13 protein-coding genes are annotated in these 14,448 nt (G+C 70.8%); 11 read left to right on the plus strand and 2 right to left on the minus strand.

Annotated features, from left to right (window positions below; translation table 11 throughout):
• Positions 1 to 51 precede the first annotated feature (51 nt).
• Positions 52 to 2,205 carry a 4-alpha-glucanotransferase gene (gene malQ / locus L2Z93_RS08355; protein ID WP_090592938.1) on the minus strand — a complete coding sequence of 718 codons (2,154 nt, stop codon included), beginning with the start codon at positions 2,203 to 2,205 and terminating at the stop codon, positions 52 to 54.
• A 38-nt stretch (positions 2,206 to 2,243) separates the two neighbouring features.
• On the opposite strand from malQ, the gene L2Z93_RS08360 reads away from it, so the two are divergent.
• From L2Z93_RS08360 to L2Z93_RS08370, 3 genes are all read left to right on the plus strand, one after another.
• A complete protein-coding gene (locus tag L2Z93_RS08360) occupies positions 2,244 to 3,707 on the plus strand; it encodes an MFS transporter (protein WP_420873684.1) in 1,464 nt (487 codons plus the stop codon).
• 47 nt (positions 3,708 to 3,754) lie between these two features.
• Complete coding sequence (locus tag L2Z93_RS08365) at positions 3,755 to 4,678, plus strand: sterol desaturase family protein (RefSeq protein WP_193438878.1); 924 nt, start codon at positions 3,755 to 3,757, stop codon at positions 4,676 to 4,678.
• Between the two features lie 110 nt (positions 4,679 to 4,788).
• A complete protein-coding gene (locus tag L2Z93_RS08370; protein WP_090592824.1) occupies positions 4,789 to 5,394 on the plus strand; it encodes a LysM peptidoglycan-binding domain-containing protein in 606 nt (201 codons plus the stop codon).
• 65 nt (positions 5,395 to 5,459) lie between these two features.
• Here L2Z93_RS08370 and L2Z93_RS08375 read toward each other — a convergent pair whose 3' ends face one another.
• A complete protein-coding gene (locus L2Z93_RS08375; RefSeq protein ID WP_090592827.1) occupies positions 5,460 to 7,382 on the minus strand; it encodes an ABC transporter ATP-binding protein/permease in 1,923 nt (640 codons plus the stop codon).
• A gap of 239 nt (positions 7,383 to 7,621) precedes the next feature.
• On the opposite strand from L2Z93_RS08375, the gene secA2 reads away from it, so the two are divergent.
• From secA2 to ftsR, 8 genes are all read left to right on the plus strand, one after another.
• Complete coding sequence (secA2, locus tag L2Z93_RS08380) at positions 7,622 to 9,955, plus strand: accessory Sec system translocase SecA2 (RefSeq protein WP_234786259.1); 2,334 nt, start codon at positions 7,622 to 7,624, stop codon at positions 9,953 to 9,955.
• A gap of 24 nt (positions 9,956 to 9,979) precedes the next feature.
• The gene (locus tag L2Z93_RS08385) at positions 9,980 to 10,561 is read left to right on the plus strand and encodes a CDP-alcohol phosphatidyltransferase family protein (RefSeq protein ID WP_090592834.1); all 582 of its coding nucleotides are present in this window, start codon (positions 9,980 to 9,982) and stop codon (positions 10,559 to 10,561) included.
• A gap of 11 nt (positions 10,562 to 10,572) precedes the next feature.
• Positions 10,573 to 11,484, plus strand: a complete 912-nt coding sequence (locus tag L2Z93_RS08390; protein ID WP_090592838.1) for a DUF881 domain-containing protein — start codon at positions 10,573 to 10,575, stop codon at positions 11,482 to 11,484.
• Between the two features lie 46 nt (positions 11,485 to 11,530).
• Positions 11,531 to 11,863, plus strand: a complete 333-nt coding sequence (locus L2Z93_RS08395; RefSeq protein WP_090592840.1) for a small basic family protein — start codon at positions 11,531 to 11,533, stop codon at positions 11,861 to 11,863.
• Position 11,864: 1 nt separating this feature from the next.
• Complete coding sequence (locus L2Z93_RS08400; RefSeq protein WP_090592844.1) at positions 11,865 to 12,644, plus strand: DUF881 domain-containing protein; 780 nt, start codon at positions 11,865 to 11,867, stop codon at positions 12,642 to 12,644.
• A gap of 28 nt (positions 12,645 to 12,672) precedes the next feature.
• Entirely contained in the window at positions 12,673 to 13,062 is a 390-nt protein-coding gene (gene gcvH, locus L2Z93_RS08405) for a glycine cleavage system protein GcvH (protein ID WP_090592848.1), read from the plus strand.
• A 180-nt stretch (positions 13,063 to 13,242) separates the two neighbouring features.
• Positions 13,243 to 13,689: a glycogen accumulation regulator GarA gene (garA, locus tag L2Z93_RS08410; RefSeq protein ID WP_090592852.1), complete on the plus strand. Its 447-nt coding sequence runs from the start codon at positions 13,243 to 13,245 to the stop codon at positions 13,687 to 13,689.
• A gap of 35 nt (positions 13,690 to 13,724) precedes the next feature.
• Positions 13,725 to 14,426: a transcriptional regulator FtsR gene (gene ftsR, locus L2Z93_RS08415; RefSeq protein ID WP_090592856.1), complete on the plus strand. Its 702-nt coding sequence runs from the start codon at positions 13,725 to 13,727 to the stop codon at positions 14,424 to 14,426.
• Positions 14,427 to 14,448 lie beyond the last annotated feature (22 nt).

Genomic DNA, 14,448 nt, shown 5'->3' on the forward strand with positions numbered 1-14,448 from the left:
GTCGCACGGTATATCCGCGCGCGGCCGGGAAACGTTTCACCCCGCCGCACGTCAATTGCGTGGCAACACCGCAGACCGCATGACCTCGCACAACGCCGCCGCCCGACGGTCGGCGAAGACCTCTTCCAAGGACATCGGCCGCCCGCCGGGGTCCGACAGCGGCACCCGCCAGTTCGGGTACTCGTCGCTGGTGCCGGGCTGATTCTGGGTGCGCCGGTCGCCGACGGCGTCGGTCAAAGCCAGCGTCAGCAACCGGGACGGGGTGCGCCCGAGATAGCGGTACAGCGCCGTGACCACCGACTCCTCGTCGGCGTCCCCGTCCGCCGGCAGCAGCCCGACGCGGCGCAGCTCGGCCAGCCAACCCGCCTGCTCGGCCGCCGCGGCCGCCAACTCCTCGGCGACCGGCCGGGTCAGCAGACCGAGCTGATCGCGCAACGCGACGTGCTCGCCGGCCAGGTAACCGGCCGTCGGCGGCAGGTCGTGTGTGGTGACCGCGGACAGGCAGTACTCCCGCCAATATTCGGCCCGCAGCGGGCCCCCGTCACCCCAGTCGTCGGTCTCGAACCACAGAATGGAGGTGCCCAGAATGCCGCGGGCGCGCAGATAGTCCCGGGCCCAGGGCTGCACCACGCCCAGGTCTTCGCCGACCACCAGCGCGTCGGCCCGGGCGGCCTCCAGCGCGACGATGCCGATCATCGCCTCGTGGTCGTAGTGCACGTAGGCGCCCGCGGTGGGCAGCGCGCCCTCGGGAATCCACCACAGCCGGAACAGGCCGATGATGTGATCGATCCGGACGCCACCGGCGTGCCGCAGCGCCGCCGCGATCACCGCCCGGAACGGCTCGTACTCGGTTTCGGCCAGCCGGTCCGGCCGCCACGGCGGCTGCGACCAGTCCTGTCCGAGCTGGTTGAACTCATCCGGTGGGGCCCCCACGTTCACCCCGACGGCCAGCACGTCCTGCAGCGCCCATGCGTCCGCGCCGTACGGGTGCACCCCGACGGCCAAATCGGTCATCAGGCCCAGCGGCATACCCGCGCGGATGGCCGCCGACTGCGCGTTCGCCATCTGCTCGTCGATCAGCCACTGCAGCCAGCGATGAAAATCCACCCGCCGGGGGTGGCGTCGTGCGAAGGCGGCGACCTGCGGAGATCCCGGCCGTCGCAGCTCCTCGGGCCAGACGCGCCAGTCATTGCCGTACTTCTCGGCCAGCGCGCACCACACCGCGAAGTCATCCAGCGCGTCGCCCTCGCGCGCCCGGAACGCGGCGTAGGACAACTCCCGGCCGGCGGTGCGCTTGACGCCGTAGACCAGTTTGAGGGCGTCGCGCTTCGCCGGCCAGGCCACATCGCGGTCGATCACGCCCGGCTGGCGCAGCCGGCGCCGGGCCTGCTGCCGCAGCCGGCGGACCGGCCCGCGCTTGTCCAGTTCGGCGTACTCGGGGATGGCCTCCACCCGCAGGTACATCGGGTTGACGAAACGCCGGGACGTCGGCAGGTACGGCGAGGGCTCCATCCGCGGCACGGGTTCGGCGGCGTGCAACGGGTTGATCAGCACGAACCCGGCCTGATGCCGCGCGGCCGACCACACCGCCAGATCGGTGAGGTCGGTCAGGTCGCCGACGCCCCAGGACTGCTTCGAGCAGACGCTGTAGAGCTGGGCCGACAGGCCCCACAGCCGACGGTCCCCGACCCGGGCCGGCAGGCCCAACCAGGACGGGGTGATGATCAGCGCCGCGTCGGCGGTCCACTCACCCTCGGATCCGGTGGAGCGCAACGACACCCGGTGATACCCGGGCGGCAGGTCGGCGGGCAACTCGAAGCTGGCCTCGCCCACCAGCCGGCCGTCCAGGTCGAACGGCGGGGTGAAGTTGTCGACCTGGGTGACGTCCCGGCGCAGACCGCCGTCCTCGAGAGTGACCCACACCGTGGCGGGCGCGCCGTGCGTGACGTGCGCCCACACCCGTGGCGCGACGCCGGTGGCGGCGACCGTGGTCGGGGGCAGTGGACGCGCCCAGCGCTTGCGGTCCAATTCCGCGGCCGACGCGCTGCGCTGCTCGGCGGTGGCCGCGGGCGCCCCGAGTGCGCCCAGCACCGCCACCAGCGTTGATTCCGGCGCGGGAACCCAGTTGCCGAGGCCGTCGTGATATCCGGTCGCGACCCCGAGTCGCCCGGCGAGTTCGGCCAGCGCCGGCTCCAGCTGCGTCATGCCCGACATTGTGCCCGGCCCGGGCCACACTGGTGGGCGTGCCCGCCCCCGAACTCCGCCGCGCCCGCGCCGCGACCGCCACCCTGTTCGCGGTCAACGGCGCGCTGTTCGCCAACCTGCTGCCGCGCTACCCCGAGATCAAGACCGATCTGGGGATGACGAACACGGTGCTGGGCCTGACGGTGGCGGCCTTTCCGGCGGGCGCGTTGTTGTTCGGGCCGGTCGCCGGGGCGCTGCTGCGGCGGTTCGGCTCGGCGCGGGTGGCGGTGGTGACCGGGGTCGCGCTGGCCGTGTTGCTGTGCGCGGCGGCGCTCGCCCCGACGCCGGCGCTGTTGGCCGGCGCGTTGCTGCTGGCCGGTGGCGCGGACGCGGTCACCGACGTCGCGCAGAACGCCCAGGGACTGGCCGTGCAGCGGCGCTACGGGCGTTCGATCATCAACTCGCTGCACGCCACCTGGTCGATCGGGGCTGTCTGCGGAGGACTGATGGGCGCGGCGGCGGTCGCCGCGGGCCTGCCGCGCGGCGCGCAGCTTGCGGTGTCCGGACTGCTGTTCGGCGCGGTGTGCCTGGCCATGCTGCCGCTGCTGCTGCCGGCCGGCGCCGACGGGTCCGACGAGCGAGGAACGAGCGAGGAGGGGGCCCGGAGCATTGACGCCGACGGGTCCGACGAGCGAGGAACGAGCGAGGAGGGGGCCCGGAGCATTGACGCCGACGGGTCCGACGAGCGAGGAACGAGCGAGGAGGGGGCCCGGAGCATTGACGCCGACGGGTCCGACGAGCGAGGAACGAGCGAGGAGGGGGCCCGGAGCATTGACGCCGACGGGTCCGACGAGCGAGGAACGAGCGAGGAGGGGGCCCGGAGCATTGACGCCGACGGGTCCGACGAGCGAGCGGTGCGCGCGGATGCTCCGGGCGCTGCCCGGCCGCGCCCGGGCTCCCGCGCCGTGCTGACGTTGGCGGTGCTGTCGGCGCTGGGAGTGGCCGGGGCCGCGGTCGAGGACGTCGGCAGTTCGTGGTCGGCGATCTACCTGCACGAGGTGCTCGCGGTTCCGGCGGCCGCGGCCGCGTTCGGTTACGTGGCCCTGGTGGGCGCGCAGTTCGTCGGGCGAGTGTTCGGCGACCGGCTGATCGACCGGTTCGGCGAGGCCGCGGTGGTGCGCGCCGGCGGCCTGCTGGCCGCCGCCGGGATGGGCGCCGCGCTGGCGTTCCCGTCGGCCCCGGCCGTCATCGTCGGCTTCGGCGCGGCCGGGCTCGGCGTCTCGGTGGTGATCCCGGCGGCCTACCACGGCGCGGACAACGTGGCTGGCCTGCGCCCCGGCGCCGGGCTGACGGTGGTGTCCTGGGTGATGCGCTTCGGCTTCATGTGCGGGCCGCCGATCGTCGGCGCCATCGCCGACTCGGCCGGGCTGCGGGCCGGGCTGCTGGTGGTGCCGGTGGCCGGCCTGGTCATCGCGGCCGGCGCGGGTGTGCTCGGCCGTCGGCGCGGCGCCGACGCCGGTTAAACTCCCGCCGAGGACGCCGGTTAAACTCCCGCCGAGGAGGGTCGCCGATGGTCGACGTGTACGCCCCGGCGGTCGGGCTGCTCGCGGTGCTGCCGCCGCCGATGCGGGACCCGGTGCTCTTCGCCGTGCCGTTCTTCCTGCTGGCGCTGGCGCTGGAGTGGGGCGCGGCCCGCAAACTGCGCAGCATGGAACCGGGTCGGCCGGCCCGCGGCGGTTATGAGCGTCGCGACGCGCTGGCGAGCCTGTCGATGGGGCTGGTGTCGGTGGCCACCACGGCGGGGTGGAAGGTGCTGGGGCTGCTGATGTACGCAGCGGCGTTCGGCTACCTGGCGCCCTGGCAACTGTCGGCCGGCGCCTGGCAGACCTGGGCGCTCGCGATCCTCGGGGTGGATCTGCTGTTCTACCTCTATCACCGGATCGCGCACCGAGTCCGGTTGGTGTGGGCCACCCATCAGGCGCACCACTCGAGCGAGTACTTCAATTACGCGACCGCGCTGCGGCAGAAGTGGAACAACAGCGGCGAGATCCTGATCTGGTTGCCGTTGCCGCTGCTCGGGGTGCCGCCCTGGATGGTGTTCTTCAGTTTCTCGCTGAATCTGATCTATCAGTTCTGGGTGCACACCGAGCGCGTCGACAAGCTGTGGGCCCCAATCGAATTCATCTTCAACACGCCGTCGCACCACCGGGTGCACCACGGTATGGACGCTGAATACCTGGACCGCAACTACGCCGGGATGCTGATCATCTGGGACCGGATGTTCGGCACCTTCGCCCCGGAACGATTCCGTCCGCACTACGGGCTGACCAAGCCGGTGGGAACCTTCGACATCTGGAAACTGCAGACCCACGAGTACGTCGCGATCGCCCGCGACGTCCGGTCGGCGCGCGGCCTGCGCAACCGGCTGGGATACGTCTTCGGCCCGCCCGGATGGACCCCGCGAGCAGCCGGATCCGGCCCGTCGGCCGGCTAAAACTCAGCGCTGCCGCAACCCCTATCCCTGGTGGGTACCAGTCAGTAAGCTCGGCGACAGGCTGTCGGTTCCCGGCGGTCGGCTCATTTCCGACAAACATGAGGAGAGACGTGGCAGACACGCTCACCGAGGGTCAGAAGCTCTCCAAGGGAGACTCGCTGACCTCGAACAATGGCGCGTACACCCTGACGCTGCAGGACGACGGCAATCTGGTGCTGGCCGCCCGCGGCGAAGCCGTCTGGGCCACCGGGACCAACGGGCAGGACGTGGTCCGGGCCGAGGTGCAGAAAGACGGCAACTTCGTGCTCTACACCTCCGACAAGCCCGTCTGGCACACCGACACCAAGGGCAAGAAGAACGTCCGACTGGTGCTGCAGGACGACCGCAACCTGGTGCTGTACTCCGGCGACTCGGCGGCCTGGTCCTCCGGCACCGACACCGACGCCCCGCCGCCGCCGGAGAAGGTCGAAGCCGAGGTCGCTCCGGCCGCCGCCGAGGCGCCCGCCCCCGCGGCGCCCGCACCGGCCCCGGAGCCGGCGGCCCCCGCTCCGGCGCCCGAACCGCGCAAGTACACCGTCGTCTCCGGGGACACCCTGTGGGCGATCTCCGAGCGGTTCTACGGCGACGGCTCCAAGTACCAGAAGATCGCCGACGCCAGCGGCATCGCCAACCCCGACCTGATCCACCCGGGACAGGAACTCGTCATCCCGGACTGATCGAGGCGAACGTTGCCGGCCCGGCGCCCAGAACTCCTGGGGCCGGGCCGGTTTCGTTGTTCGCCTCAGCTCACGGGCGCGGGGGTGAACTCCCCGGGCGGGCCGATGCGCCACTGCCCGCCGCCCAGGATCCGCAGTTCCTGACGGTGGTGCTGCTCGACGGTGTTGCGGTGGCTGACGCTGACCAGGATGGTCTCCGGCAGCTCCTTGCGGACCAGGTCGTAGAGCAGGTACTCCAGGCCCTCGTCCAGCGCCGAGGTGGACTCGTCCATGAACACCACCTTCGGCGCGGTCAGCAGCACCCGGGCGAAGGCGACGCGCTGCTGCTCACCGGGGGAGAGCACCTTGGCCCAGTCGGCCACCTCGTCGAGCCGGCCGGTCAGCTGCGGCAGCGCCACCTTGACCAGCGCGTCGGCCAGCGCCTGATCGCTGATCTCGCCCGGCTCGTGCGGGTAGGACACCACCGCCCGCAGATCGCCGAGTGGGACGTAGGGCAACTGCGACATGAACAACACGTCGTGCTCGCCGCCGGGGCGGGCCATCGCCCCGCTGGTGTACGGCCACAGCTGGGCCAGGCTGCGCAGCAGGGTGGTCTTGCCGGAACCGGAACGTCCCGTCACGATCAGCGTGTCGCCCGGGTCCAGCCGCAGGTTCAGCTCGCGGATCAGCGAATCCCCGGCCGGGGTCAGCACGTCGACGTCGCGCAGCGAGACGCTGTCGTCCTCGCCGTCGACCACGGTCAGCGAGGCCAGCTCGCGGCTCTGCTCATTGGCGATCACCAGACCGTGCAGACGCATGATCGCCGCGCGCCAGCCGGCGAAGCTGTCGTAGGCGTTGCGGAAGAAGGACAGTCCGCTCTGGATGGAGCCGAACGCCGACGCGGTCTGGGTGACGTCGCCGAATTTGATCTGCTGGGCGAACAGCCGTGGCGCCTGGATCAACAACGGCAGGATCACGATGATCTGGCTCATGGTCAGGTTCCAGCCGGTGAAGCCCATCATCCGGTTGATGTAGGCCTTGTAGTTGGCCACCACCGGGGCGAAGCGGTTGCGCAGCTGGTGCCGCTCGGCGTCCTCACCGCGGTAGAACGCCACCGGCTCGGCGGCGTCGCGCAACCGGACCAGGGCGTAGCGGAACGCCGCGTTGTACTTCTCCATGTCGAACACCAGCCGGATGATCGGCCGGCCGATCCAGAACGCGACGACCGTGGCGACCAGCACGTAGGCGAAGGCCAGCCAGAACATCGCCCGCGGGATGGTGACCCCGGCCAGCGTGAGGTCTCCGGACAGGTTCCACAGGATGGGGGTGAACGCGATGACCGACGCGATGGCGGTGATGGCGCCGAACAACAGCGTCGACTCGGCCAGGTAGTCGGGGGTGTTGGTGCGCGGCCCGACGCCGGTGGTGAAGACGTCGATATCGGCCTGGATGCGCTGGTCCGGATTGTCGATGCTGTCGTCGATGAAGCGACCCCGGTAATAGGCGCGGCCGTCGAGCCAGTCCGCGGTCAGGTTCTCGGTGAGCCAGGCGCGCCAGGTCAGCATGAACCGCTGGGCGATGAACAGGTCGCCCATGACGCGCAGCACGTGCAGGGTGGCCAGGATGGAGAACAGCTTGGCCAGCGACACCCAGAAGGCGCTGATACCGGAGTCGGCGACCTCCTGATTGTCGGCGGCCAGGCCCTGCACGGCGACCTGGATGGCCGAGTACATGTCGTTGCCCTGATAGGACAGCAGCACGTCGAGCTTGACCCCGGCCATCACGATCAGCAGGATCACCGCCAGCCAGACCCAGACCCGGGCGCTGCCCGGGCCGACGAAGTAACCGCGGGTGACCCGCCAGAACTGCCGGCCCCACAGCGTGAACCGGGCCAGCAGCACCAGCACCAGCATGGTGGCCACCGCCGCGATCAGCCACGCCTTGCCGATCCAGATCAGCGCCTCCAACGGCGCGTTCGCCCAGTCGATCGAATACTCAAACGGCTCCAAGCCACCCACCAGCGGAATCTCCTGCCCAAAAAATGCCCCCGCAGCCGCGCCGCTGCGTTTTCCCTGCGCGCAAGCTACCGCAGTTTGGCCGCGGCGCCGCGCATCACCTCCGCTACGGTTGTGCTGTGGTGAAGAGCTCCCAGACCGCCGAAACCGAATCCGACGGCGACAGCACAGGCAACGTCAAGGCGCAGAAACCGTCCCGGCGCGACAAATCCGGCAAGGCCCCGCGCGGGAAGATCTCCGGCCGATTCTGGAAGCTGCTGGGCTCCAGCGCCGAGAAGAACCTGGCACGCTCCCGCGTCGAGGTCGACGCCGCCGCCGAATTCGACGAGAAGGTCGCCGGCCTCGACGACGAGACGCTGACCAAGGCCGCCGGCAAGCTCAACCTGGCCGACCTGGCCGACTCGGCGGACACCCCGCAGTTCCTGGCGATCGCCCGGGAGGCCGCCGAACGGGCCACCGGACTGCGGCCGTTCGACGTGCAGCTCGAAGGCGCGCTGCGGATGCTGGCCGGCGACGTGGTCGAAATGGCCACCGGCGAGGGCAAGACCCTGGCCGGCGCCATCGCCGCCGCCGGCTACGCCCTGGGCGGGCGCCGGGTGCATGTCATCTCGGTCAACGACTACCTGGCCCGCCGCGACGCCGAGTGGATGGGACCGCTGCTGGAGGCGCTCGGGCTGACCGTCGGCTGGGTAACCGAGGACTCCACCCCCGAGCAACGCCGCGCGGCCTACGAGTGCGACGTCACCTACGGGTCGGTCAACGAGATCGGCTTCGACGTGCTGCGTGACCAGCTGGTCGTCGACTCCGCCGACCTGGTCTCGCCCAATCCCGACGTGGCGCTGATCGACGAGGCCGACTCGGTGCTGGTCGATGAGGCGCTGGTGCCGCTGGTGCTGGCCGGCACCACGCACCGGGAGACCCCGCGGCTGGAGATCGTGCGGCTGGTCGGCGAGCTGACCCCGGGCGTCGACTACGACTCCGATGAGGACCGCCGCAATATCCACCTGACCGAGGCCGGCGCGCAGAAGGTCGAGAAGGCCCTCGGCGGCATCGACCTGTACTCCGAAGAACACGTCGTCAGCACCCTGACCGAGGTGAACGTGGCGCTGCACGCGCACGTGCTGCTGCAGCGCGACGTGCACTACATCGTCCGGGACGGCGCGGTGCAGCTGATCAACGCCTCCCGCGGCCGGATCGCCGCGCTGCAGCGCTGGCCCGACGGGCTGCAGGCCGCGGTGGAGGCCAAGGAAGGCATCGAGACCACCGAGACCGGCGAGGTCCTCGACACCATCACCGTGCAGGCGCTGGTCAACCGCTACCCGACGGTGTGCGGTATGACCGGCACCGCGCTGGCCGCCGGCGAGCAGCTGCGCCAGTTCTACAAGCTCGGGGTGTCCCCGATCCCGCCGAACACCCCCAACATCCGCACCGACGACCCGGACCGGGTGTACATCACCGCGGCGTCCAAGTTCGACGCGATCCTCGACCACATCGCCGAGGTGCACGCCACCGGCCGCCCGGTGCTGGTCGGCACCCACGACGTCGCCGAATCCGAGGAACTGCACGAGAAGCTGGTCCGCCGGGGCATCCCCGCGGTGGTGCTCAACGCCAAGAACGACGCCGAGGAGGCCGAGGTGATCGCCGAGGCCGGCGCGCTGAACGCCGTCACGGTGAGCACCCAGATGGCCGGCCGCGGCACCGACATCCGGCTCGGCGGCTCGGATGAGAAGAGCCACGACGAGGTGGTCGAACTGGGTGGGCTGCACGTCGTCGGCACTGGCCGGCACACCACCGAGCGCCTGGACAACCAGCTGCGCGGCCGGGCCGGGCGCCAGGGCGACCCGGGATCGTCGGTGTTCTTCGCCAGCTGGGAGGACGAGCTGGTGGTGTCCTTCCTGGAGGACCGCGCCAAACTGCCGATGGAAACCGACGACGACGGCCGGATCCTCAGCCCGCGGGCCCAGGGCATGATCGACCACGCCCAGCGGGTGGCCGAGGGCCGGATGCTCGACGTGCACGCCAACACCTGGCGCTACAACCAGCTGATCGCCCAGCAGCGGGCCATCATCGTCGACCGCCGCAACACGCTGCTGTCCACGGCGACCGCCCGCGACGAGCTCGAGGCGCTGTGTCCGGACCGGTTCGCCGAACTGCGCGGCGAGCCCGAGGACGGCGACGACGGTGACGGCGACGGCGACGGGATGAGCGAGGAGCAACTCGAGCGCACCTGCCAGCTGATCATGCTCTACCACCTGGACCGCGGCTGGGCCGACCACCTGGCCTACCTCGCCGACATCCGGGAGAGCATCCACCTGCGCGCGCTGGGCCGGCAGAACCCGCTCGACGAGTTCCACCGGCTGGCCGTGGACGCGTTCACCTCGCTGGCCGCCGACGCCATCGAGGCCGCGCAGCAGACCTTCGAGACGGCGAACCTCGCCGACGGCGAGCCCGGCCTGGACCTGTCCAAGCTGGCGCGGCCGACCTCGACGTGGACCTACATGGTTCACGACAACCCGTTGCAGGACGACACGCTGTCCGCGCTGAGCCTGCCGGGGATCTTCCGGTAGGTCGCGAGCACTAGATTCACCCTCATGTCCGCCGATACGGCCCGGGACCGGATCCTGACGGTCCCCAACGCGCTGAGCGTGCTGCGGCTGCTGCTTGTCCCGGTGTTCTGCTGGCTGCTGCTGGTGAGCAAGGACTACGGGTGGGCGACGGCGGTGCTGATGTTCTCCGGCGCCTCGGACTGGGCCGACGGCAAGATCGCCCGGCTGCTGGACCAGTACTCACGGCTCGGTGAGCTGCTCGACCCGGCGGTGGACCGGCTGTACATGGTCGTGGTGCCGGTGGTCTTCGCCTTCGCCGGGCTCATCCCGTGGTGGGTGCTGGCGATCCTGCTGGGCCGTGACCTCGCGCTGCTGTCGATGGCGCCGGCGCTGCGCAGCCGCGGGCTGTCCGCGCTGCCGGTCACCTACCTGGGCAAGGCCGCCACGTTCGCGCTGATGTCGGGCTTCCCGCTGATCCTGCTCGGGCAGTACGACGCTACCTGGAGCCACGTGGTGGGCGCGATCGGCTGGGGCTTTCTGATCTGGGGGCTCTGGATGTACCTGTGGTCGTTCGCGGTGTATCTGGCGCAGTTCCGGATGGTGCTGCGGATGCCCCGGGTGTCCTGAGGTGTCCTGAGATGGACGACCGCGACTCCCGGCTCGGCGGTTTCGCGCCGGAGGCCGGTCTGCCCGCCGGTCAGCATCTGCCGGCCCGCTCGTTCCCGGTGCCGAATCTGCTGCGGGAGCTGCTGTCCCAGCACCTGGACCCCGGCTACCGGGCGATGGCGCAGCGTCGGGCCCGGACCGGCAAGCGGCGCGGGCGCGCCGCCGAGGCGGGCTGGCGGGTGCTCGCGGTGGCGCTGCTGGGGGTGGTGTTCGCCGCGGCGATCGCGCAGACCCGTTCGGTGGAGTCCGGCCTGCACGACGCGCAGAAGGTCCTGGTCCGCAATGTGCGCGCCGCCGAGGCCGACAACGACCGGCTCACCGGGGAACGTGACGCGCTGGCCGCCGACGTCGACGCGCTGTCGCGGCGGCAGCTCAGCAACGACGCCGCGGGCCAGGCGCTGCTGGAAGGGCTGGACCGGCTGGGCCTGGCCGCCGGCTCGGCGGCGGTGATCGGGTCCGGGCTGACCCTGACGGTTTCCGATCCCGGCGCCGGGCGCGACCTCACCGACGCCGCCAAGCAGCGCGGCAGCGACGGCCGGCAGGTGGTGCTCGACCGGGACCTGCAGCTGGTGGTCAACGGTCTGTGGGCGGCCGGCGCCGAGGCGGTGTCGGTGGGCGGGGTGCGGATCGGGCCCAACGCCACCATGCGCCAGGCCGGTGGGGCCATCCTGGTGGACAACCACCCGGTCACCAGCCCGTACGAGGTGGTGGCCCTGGGCCCGCCCAACACGCTGCGCGACGGATTCGAGGGCAGCGCCGGGATGGTGCGGCTGCGGCTGCTGGAGGCGTCCTACGGGGTGCGGATCGACCTGCGCACCGGCGAGGGCCTGAGCCTGCCGGCAGGTTCCGTCCACGACGTCCGGGTCGCGAAGGCGACGCCGTGAGTGGCGTCGTCGCCAAACCGCTCGGCCATGGCAGGATCGGAGAGCGATGATCGGTATCGGCGCACTCGTGGTCGGGATCGTGCTCGGCCTGGTGTTTCAGCCCAACGTGCCGGACGCGGTGCAGCCCTATCTGCCGATCGCCGTCGTCGCCGCGCTCGACGCGCTGTTCGGCGGCCTGCGCGCCTACCTGGAGAACATCTTCGACGCCAAGGTGTTCGTGGTGTCCTTCGTGTTCAACGTGCTGGTCGCGGCGCTCATCGTCTGGGTCGGCGACCAGTTGGGGGTGGGCTCGCAGCTGTCCACGGCCATCATCGTGGTGCTCGGGATCCGGATCTTCGGCAATGCCGCGGCGCTGCGCCGGCGGCTGTTCGGAGCCTGAGATGGCCGACGACGCGCCCGAACCGGAGACACCCGAGCCGGAGACCCCCGAGCCTGCCGAGCCGGAGACCGCCGAACCCGGGGTCGCCCGCCGCGGCCGGGTCGTGTTCGGCCTGCTGGCGGTGCTGCTGTGCGCGCTGCTCGGCGCCGCGCTGGTGACCCAGGTGCGCCAGACCCGGTCCGGGGACGCGCTGGACACCGCCCGGCCCGCCGACCTGGCGGTGCTGCTCGGCTCGTTGCAACAGCGCGAGGCGGTGCTCAACACCGAGATCGCCGAACTGCGCCAGACGCTGAACACCCTGACGGCCGCAGGCGACTCCGACCAGGCTGCCATCGAGAACGCCCGGGCCCGGTTGACCGCGCTGTCGATCATCACCGGAACCGTCGGCGCCACCGGACCGGGGGTGACCCTGAAGATCACCGACCCGGCCAGGGGAGTGGCGCCCGAGGTGCTGCTGGACATCATCAACGAACTACGCGCGGCCGGAGCGGAGACCATGCAGATCGACTCCGGCGACACCTCGGTGCGCGTCGGGGTGGACACCTGGGTGCGCGGCGTCCCCGGCGCCTTGCAGATCGACGGAATCACCATGGCGGCGCCGCTGACCGTGCGGGCCATCGGGGACCCGCCGACGCTGGCCGCCGCGATGAACATCCCCGGCGGCGCGTCCGACAGCGTCGAGCGGGTCGGCGGGAAGATGACCGTCGGCCAATCCGAGCGCGTTGACGTCCCCGCCTTGCGACAACCGAAACAACGCCAATACGCTCAGCCCGTCAAATGAACGGCGCCGACAGAGAGCGAAGGACACCGTGAGCCAGATTCCGGCCGACCTGTACTACACCGCCGAGCACGAATGGGTGCGGCGCACCGAGGGCGGCGCCGTGCGGGTCGGGATCACCGACTACGCGCAGTCGGCGCTGGGCGATGTCGTCTTCGTGCAGCTGCCCGACGTCGGGGCCGAGCTGACCGCCGGCGAGGCGTTCGGCGAAGTCGAATCCACCAAGTCGGTGTCGGATCTCTACGCCCCGCTGACCGGGACCGTCTCCGCGGTCAACCCGGACCTGGAGGCCAGTCCGGATCTGGTGAACTCCGACCCCTACGGCACGGGCTGGCTGATCGAGCTGGATATCGCCGACGACGGGTTCGACACCGACGCGCTGCTCGACGCCGACGGCTACGCGGCGACCGTCAGCGAGTGACGGATTGCTAGGGTTTCCAACCGTATTCGATGAAGAGAACCACCGACACCTTAAGAATTCCCTGCCGTTGTCGGCAGTGCGCCCAATGTCGAGACGGCGCACGGTAACGTCAGACGGGCAAGGTGAGGGCGGGGAAAGCCACCGGCGGCAGCGCCGCAGCAAGCCAGTGAGGAGCAGCGCGTGACGGATTACAACGACGACTCGTCCGAAGAAGTCTCGGTCGAAACCACCTCGGTTTTTCGGCAGGACTTCCTGAAGGAACTTGACGCCCCGGCCAGCACCGGCGCCGAGCCGTCGGTCTCCGGCGTGGAGGGCCTGCCCGCCGGTTCGGCCCTGCTGGTCGTCAAGCGTGGCCCGAACGCCGGCTCTCGGTTCCTGTTGGACCAGGCGGTCACCTCCGCCGGCCGGCACCCCGACAGCGACATCTTCCTCGACGATGTGACGGTCAGCCGTCGGCACGCGGAATTCCGGGTCGAGAACGCCGAGTTCCAGGTCGTCGACGTGGGCAGCCTCAACGGCACCTACGTCAACCGAGAGCCGGTCGACTCGGCCGTGCTGTCCAACGGCGACGAGGTCCAGATCGGCAAGTTCCGGCTGGTGTTCTTGACCGGGCCCAAGACGGACTAGTGACGTCGGCTGCCGCTGCCCCGGAGCCGTCGGGGATGTCGATCGGCGCGGTTCTGGAGGAACTGCGCCCCGACTTCCCCGACGACATCTCGATCTCCAAGATTCGATTCCTGGAGGCCGAGGGGCTGGTGACGCCTGCGCGCACCGCCTCGGGGTACCGGCGGTTCACCGCCTACGACTGCGCTCGGCTGCGCTACATCCTGACCGCCCAGCGTGACCAGTACCTGCCGCTGAAGGTCATCAAGGCCCAGCTCGACGAACTGCCCGACGGCGAACTTCCGGACCCGTCGACCAGTTACGGCGCCCCGAAGCTGGTCGGCGGGGAGCCCACCCCGGTCCGGGTGGTGCGGCTGACCCGCGACGCGCTGATCGAGCAGTCCGGCATCGCCCACGGGCCCGCCGAAGACCTGCTGACCGCGCTGACGCGGGCCGGGGTGATCACCCCGATCTTCAAGGGCGCCGGAACCGTGCTGTTCGACGAGCACGCGGTGACGATTCTGCAGTGCGCCGGCGCGCTGGCCGACCACGGCGTGGAGCCCCGGCACCTGCGCGCGTTCCGCTCGGCAGCCGATCGGCAGTCCGACCTGATCGCCCAGATCGCCGGCCCGCTGGGCCGAGCCGACAGGGCCGGCGCCCGCGATCGCGCCGACGACCTGGCCCGCGAGGTCGCCGCGCTGGCGATCACGTTGCACACCTCGCTGATCAAGTCGGCCGTGCGCGACCTTCTGCAGCGCTGAGCATTAGACTCAGGAGTGCTCT

It is taken from the genome of Mycolicibacterium brumae, assembly GCF_025215495.1.
Classification (GTDB): Bacteria; Actinomycetota; Actinomycetes; order Mycobacteriales; family Mycobacteriaceae; genus Mycobacterium; species Mycobacterium brumae.